The organism is Klebsiella sp. GW_Kp182, assembly GCF_040062275.1.
Lineage (GTDB): Bacteria > Pseudomonadota > Gammaproteobacteria > Enterobacterales > Enterobacteriaceae > Klebsiella > Klebsiella michiganensis.
The window spans coordinates 89403-95422 of sequence record NZ_JBEAFQ010000045.1 but is presented as its reverse complement, the minus strand read 5'-3'; the positions used below and the strand labels follow the sequence as shown (position 1 = coordinate 95422).

Genomic DNA, 6020 nt, shown 5'->3' with positions numbered 1-6020 from the left:
GACGCGCCTTGCCCGGGCTACAGGTTCACCGCCGTCTGTGGGCCGGTAGCCCGGATAAGGCGCAGCAGCGCCGCAATCCGGGACAGACAACAGCAATATTATTCGATACCTTTGCTGCGCAGATAATCTTCGTAGTTACCGGTGAAGTCCACAACGCGCTCCGGCGTAATTTCAATCACTCGGGTCGCCAGCGAGCTAACAAACTCACGGTCGTGGGAAACAAAGATCAGGGTGCCCTGATACATCTCCAGCGCCATGTTCAGCGATTCGATCGATTCCATATCCAGGTGGTTAGTTGGTTCATCCATCACCAGGATATTCGGTTTTTGCATCATCAGCTTACCGAAAAGCATGCGGCCTTTTTCGCCACCGGAGAGCACTTTCGCCGGCTTCTTGATATCGTCCTGACTGAACAGCAGACGACCCAGGATGCTGCGCACCGCCTGCTCATCATCGCTTTCCTGCTTCCACTGGCTCATCCACTCGAATACCGTCAGATCGTTTTCAAACTCATATTCATGATCCTGCGCGTAGTAGCCAATCTGCGCGTTCTCAGACCATTTAACGGTACCGTTATCGGGCGTCAGATCGCCGACCAGGGTTTTCAGCATCGTGGATTTACCCACGCCGTTGGCGCCCAGAATGGCAAGCTTCTCACCCACTTCCAGCAGCAGATTGACGTTTTTAAACAGCGGGCCGTTATCAAAGCCTTTCGCCAGCGCTTCCACTTCCAGGGCGTTACGGAACAGCTTCTTATCCTGCTCAAAGCGAATGAACGGGTTCTGACGGCTGGACGCTTTCACTTCGTCCAGCTTAATTTTGTCAATCTGACGGGCGCGCGAGGTCGCCTGGCGAGATTTAGAGGCGTTGGCGCTAAAGCGGCTGACGAATGATTGCAGATCGGCAATCTGCGCTTTTTTCTTGGCGTTGTCCGCCAGCAGACGTTCGCGCGCCTGGGTCGCCGCGGTCATGTACTCATCGTAGTTGCCCGGGTAAACGCGCAGCTCGCCGTAATCCAGATCCGCCATGTGGGTACAGACCATATTCAGGAAGTGACGGTCGTGCGAAATGATGATCATGGTGCTGTCGCGATCGTTGAGGGTCTGCTCCAGCCAGCGGATGGTGTCGATGTCCAGGTTGTTCGTCGGTTCATCAAGCAGCAGAATGTCCGGGTTAGAGAACAGCGCCTGCGCCAGCAGCACGCGCAGCTTCCAGCCGGGAGCGACTTCGCTCATCGGGCCGTAATGCTGTTCAACCGGGATGCCGACGCCGAGCAGCAGTTCGCCGGCGCGCGCTTCAGCGGAGTAGCCGTCCATCTCGCCGTACAGCACTTCCAGGTCAGCCACTTTGTAGCCATCTTCTTCGCTCATCTCCGCCAGGGAGTAGATACGATCGCGCTCCTGCTTCACTTCCCACAGCTCGCCGTGGCCCATAATGACCGTATCCAGCACGCTGAACTCTTCAAACGCAAACTGATCCTGACGCAGCTTACCGATACGCTCGTTCGGATCGAGGGAGACGTTGCCCAGCGTCGGCTCAAGATCGCCGCCGAGGATCTTCATAAAGGTGGATTTGCCGCTACCGTTGGCGCCAATCAGGCCGTAACGGTTGCCGCCGCCAAATTTGACGGAAATATTTTCGAACAGCGGCTTACTGCCGAACTGCATGGTGACGTTGCTGGATACTAGCACGGGGTTATCCTGAAAATAGAGAATGAGAAGTGTGATGAACCAGACATTATGCCAGCAAATGCTTCACTTTTCACGGGGCGTTATAAAATCATCAATGACGCCTGTGTTAGGGTCATGTCATATTGCGCGGTTACACTGCTTAATGCGTAATTTTTTACCTTAATCTGGAAGGAACCTATGACCACACTCTCCCGCCATCCGGCTTTCTTATCGCTGCAGGGCGGTATCAACTTTCGTGACCTGGGCGGCCAGCGTACCGCCGACGGCCGTCGCGTGCGTACCGGGAAATTATTCCGCTCCGGCTCGCTGCATATGATGACGGCAGATGACCTCACCCATCTGGACGCGATCCCGCTTAGCCGAGTGATTGATTATCGCGATCCGGGCGAAGTGAATCGCAGCCCCGATAAGCTGAACGAAGCGGCTCACTACCTCAACGCCCCGGCGAATCCGCACGTTCGCGACGTCAACGCCAAAGTCACCGAGCTCAACGCCGCCACCCTGAACGCCCTTAACGGCGAGCAGTTTATGCTGGCGCTCTACCGCCAGCTGCCGTTCAATAACGCCGCTTATCGCCAGCTGGCCGGTTGGCTGATGGAGCCTTTCGACGGCGCGCTGCTGCAGCACTGCGCGGTGGGAAAAGACCGCACCGGCGTTGGCTGCGCGTTGACGCTGTTCGCCCTCGGCTGCGATCGTCATACGGTCATGGAGGAATATCTGCTCACCCAGGGCATGCTGACGCAGGTCGAAGATTACATGCTCCAGTCCCTCGGTAATGCGCTGACCCCCCGCGGCCGGCAGAACCTGGCGGAAATGATGACGGTGCATGAGTCCTACCTTGCCGCCGCACTTTCGCAAATCGACGAACGCTACGCCAGCGTCGATGCCTGGCTGGAGAAAGAGTATCAGCTCACGCCGCAGGCGCGAGAAGCGCTCCAGTCGCGGCTTCTGGAGGGGTAATCCCCTCCCGTTTTCAGGCTGCAGAGCCCGCGTTGACGGGCTACACTCAGGGTCACAGGAAAAAAATGTGATTTCGTACACATCTCATTTACCTGTTTGCCGGAAAGCACATATAATGCGCTCCCATCGACTTCCTGTTTAAACTGACAAAGGCCTGTGCGGCATTAACATCGCCCACGACATAAAGATTATGAAATTATCAACACTCTTCGCGGCAGCCTTCGCCATCGTGGGCTTTTGCAACACAGCTTCTGCTGTAACCTACCCTCTGCCCACCGACGGCAGCCGTCTGATTGGTCAGAACCAGGTGATCACCATTCCGGAAGGCAACAAGCAGCCGCTGGAATATTTCGCCGCTGAATACCAGATGGGTTTATCCAACATGCTGGAAGCCAACCCGGGCGTGGACACCTTCCTGCCGAAAGGCGGCACCGTGCTGAATATCCCGCAGCAGCTGATCCTGCCGGACACCGTGCATGAAGGTATCGTCATCAACAGCGCGGAAATGCGCCTCTACTACTATCCGAAAGGCACCAACACCGTCATCGTGCTGCCGATCGGCATCGGCCAGTTAGGCAAAGACACGCCGATCAACTGGGTGACGAAAGTTGAGCGTAAAAAAGCCGGTCCGACCTGGACGCCTACCGCCAAAATGCACGCTGAATATGCCGCAGCCGGTGAACCGCTGCCGGCCGTTGTTCCTGCCGGCCCTGATAACCCGATGGGCCTGTACGCGCTGTATATCGGCCGCCTGTACGCTATTCACGGTACCAACGCTAACTTCGGCATCGGCCTGCGCGTCAGCCACGGCTGCGTGCGTCTGCGTAACGACGATATCAAGTTCCTGTTTGAAAACGTGCCGGTCGGCACCCGCGTTGAGTTTATCGATGAGCCGGTAAAAGCCACTACCGAGCCTGACGGCAGCCGCTTCATTGAAGTTCACAACCCGCTGTCCACCACGGAAGAGCAGTTCCAGGGCGGCGAAATCGTGCCGATTAACCTGACCAAATCAGTACAGGCGATTACCAGCCAGACTGACGTAGACCAGAGCGTGGTCGATCAGGCGATCCAGAACCGTTCCGGTATGCCGGTGCGTCTGAACTAAAACGCATCGCGCAGAGTGGCGGGCCCGGTGCCCGCCATTTTTTTATCCGTTATTGACCAGAATAATTCCGCCGTGGTCGTAGCGATAGTGGCAATGGGCATACTCCAGCGGGGTACCGTCCTCCAGATAGATCACCTGCTCCACCTCCAGCACCGGGTCGCTCGCTTCGCAGTTGAGATGCTCCCTGTCCAGCGCCTGCGGTTTCATCGCCCGCACCACCCGATACGATCCCATCATCTTCAGCCCCAGCGTCTCCTGCACGTAGCGAAATACCGAGCTTTCGAGATGCGTTTTATTCAGGCCAGGCACCAGCGCAACGGGCATCACGGTGAGGTCCAGCGACACGGGTTCCTCGTTGAGCAGCCGCAGGCGGACGAAATCATAGACCGGGGCATCGGCGTCAATCAGCAACGAGCTTTGCTCTTTTTCCGACGGAAAACGCAGCTCGAAGCGAATCACCCGGCTGGTCACTTCCCCTACATGCTCCCAGGTTTTGGTGGCGCCAAAATAGTCGCTGCCGGGCAGCTCCCACTGCGAAAGCTGGAGGAAGTTTTTGCGCACGAAGGTTCCCTGCCCCTTACGGGTGTAGATAAGGCCTTCGACAATCAGCTGGCGCATCGCCTGCTGGATGGTCATCCTGCTGGTGCTGAACTCCGCCGCTAAGGCGAACTGGTCGGGTAACGGCGCGCTGGCGGGATACTGCCGGCTGATAATACGTTTTTTGATTTCCCGCGCGATACTCAGATATTTGGCCGTCATTCCCGGATCCTTTTACGTGTCTGATAGTGGCTGGCGGGCAGAATATACCATCTGCCCGCGCGAGGCGCCGCTACATCTCTTCGCCGTGACTGCGGATGGCCCGCTTCAGCCAGGCATAGCTTTTCTTCGGGACGCGCTTAAGGTCCTTAAGGTCGTGGTTTTCACGGTTCACGTAGACAACCCCGTAGCGCTTGCGCATATCGCCCTGCGAACTGAGAATATCGATTAACCCCCAGCCCAGATAGCCAATCACCCGCGCGCCGTCCTCAAACATCGCCTCTTTCATGGCGTTGATATGGTCGCGATGATAGGCGATGCGGTAATCGTCAGCGACAGGATTTTCGCCGTCCCAGGACTCAATCACCCCGATGCCGTTTTCAATCGGGAATACCGGCAGACGCCAGTCGTTGTAGTAGCGGGTAATGATGGTGCGAAAGCCCAGCGGGTCAATCTGCCAGCCCCACTCGGTGGCCTGCAGAAAGTCATTCTTTTTATCGCCAAACCGCATGTAGTGGTTCACCGGCGTGCCCGGCGGGATCGGGTCGCTATCCAGCGCCTTGCTGGCGTAGTAGCTAAAGGCCAGATAGTCGATTTTAACCTGCGCCATCAGCGCCAGATCCTCTGCGCGGTAGATATCCGCAAAGCCTTCGCGGGCGACAACGTGCATGACCTCCGGGCTGTAGCCCTCTCCGGCGAAGGCGCGCAGCAGGTTCTGGTTTAAAAACTCATCGAGCTGCTGGGCGCAAAGGATATCGCGCGGTTTGCAGGTCGCCGGATAGACCAGCGCGTGGGCCAGCATGCCGCCCATCAGGCACTGCGGCTTCGCCTGGTGCAGATACTGCGTCAGGTGCACGTGGGCCATCATCACGTGGTGCTGGATCTGATACAGCTCGCGCAGGGTCTTCTCGCCGCGCATATAGCCTGAAATCAGAAACGCGTCCAGCATGTGGTAGAGGTTCTGTTCATTAAAGGTCAGCCACCACTTCACCTTGTCGCCAAAGCAGTCGATCATCTTCTGCCCGTAACGAATAAAGGCTTCCATCACCCGACGGTCGGTAAAACCGTTGTAGCGTTCAGCCAGCGACAGCGGCATATCGAAGTGATAGAGGCAGATCATCGGCTCAATGCCGCGGGCAAGCAGTTCATCGATAAACTGGTGATAAAAGGCGATACCTTCTTCATTGAACTCACCGTCGCCTTCCGGGCAAACGCGGCTCCAGGCAATCTGGAAGCGGTAGCAGTTCATGCCCAAATCCTGCATCAGGTCGAAGTCTTCCCGGTAGCGGTGGTACGAGTCGGTTGCCACCTTCCAGTCGGACGCAAATTCCGCCGGCTGGCGGATATCGTAAACCGACATCCCCTTCCCGCCCTCATTCCACGCCCCTTCGGTTTGCATACTGGAAACCGAGTTACCCCATAAAAAATCTGCCGGTAGTGTTCTGTTCATCGCTCGCACCTATGACTAGTCATATTAATTTCATGACTAGTCATATAAACGAAATTCT

At 56.7% G+C, this 6020-nt stretch carries 5 protein-coding genes; 2 read left to right on the top strand and 3 right to left on the bottom strand.

Features of this window, described 5'->3' with window-relative positions; all coding sequences use genetic code 11:
- Positions 1–98: 98 nt before the first annotated feature.
- The gene (locus ABLU88_RS19895; protein ID WP_004849135.1) at positions 99–1691 is read right to left on the bottom strand and encodes an ABC-F family ATPase; all 1593 of its coding nucleotides are present in this window, start codon (positions 1689–1691) and stop codon (positions 99–101) included.
- Between the two features lie 177 nt (positions 1692–1868).
- Here ABLU88_RS19895 and ABLU88_RS19890 point away from each other — a divergent pair, with 177 nt between their 5' ends.
- Together ABLU88_RS19890 and ldtB are read left to right on the top strand one after the other, a co-directional pair.
- A complete protein-coding gene (locus ABLU88_RS19890) occupies positions 1869–2651 on the top strand; it encodes a tyrosine-protein phosphatase (protein WP_048261123.1) in 783 nt (260 codons plus the stop codon).
- A gap of 190 nt (positions 2652–2841) precedes the next feature.
- Complete coding sequence (ldtB, locus tag ABLU88_RS19885; protein WP_004130773.1) at positions 2842–3756, top strand: L,D-transpeptidase; 915 nt, start codon at positions 2842–2844, stop codon at positions 3754–3756.
- A gap of 42 nt (positions 3757–3798) precedes the next feature.
- Here the strand turns inward: ldtB and ABLU88_RS19880 are convergent, their stop codons facing one another.
- Both ABLU88_RS19880 and ABLU88_RS19875 read right to left on the bottom strand, forming a co-directional pair.
- Positions 3799–4515, bottom strand: a complete 717-nt coding sequence (locus tag ABLU88_RS19880) for a GntR family transcriptional regulator (protein WP_014228521.1) — start codon at positions 4513–4515, stop codon at positions 3799–3801.
- A 70-nt stretch (positions 4516–4585) separates the two neighbouring features.
- Entirely contained in the window at positions 4586–5962 is a 1377-nt protein-coding gene (locus ABLU88_RS19875; RefSeq protein WP_103814164.1) for a glycoside hydrolase family 1 protein, read from the bottom strand.
- Positions 5963–6020 lie beyond the last annotated feature (58 nt).

What these genes read in the sequence shown, in the direction of transcription:
- ABLU88_RS19890 (WP_048261123.1), top strand. Translation starts at nt 1,869, where the DNA reads ATGACCACACTCTCCCGCCATCCGGCTTTCTTATCGCTGCAGGGCGGT.
- ldtB (WP_004130773.1), top strand. Translation starts at nt 2,842, where the DNA reads ATGAAATTATCAACACTCTTCGCGGCAGCCTTCGCCATCGTGGGCTTT.
- ABLU88_RS19880 (WP_014228521.1), bottom strand. Translation starts at nt 4,515, where the DNA reads ATGACGGCCAAATATCTGAGTATCGCGCGGGAAATCAAAAAACGTATT.
- ABLU88_RS19875 (WP_103814164.1), bottom strand. Translation starts at nt 5,962, where the DNA reads ATGAACAGAACACTACCGGCAGATTTTTTATGGGGTAACTCGGTTTCC.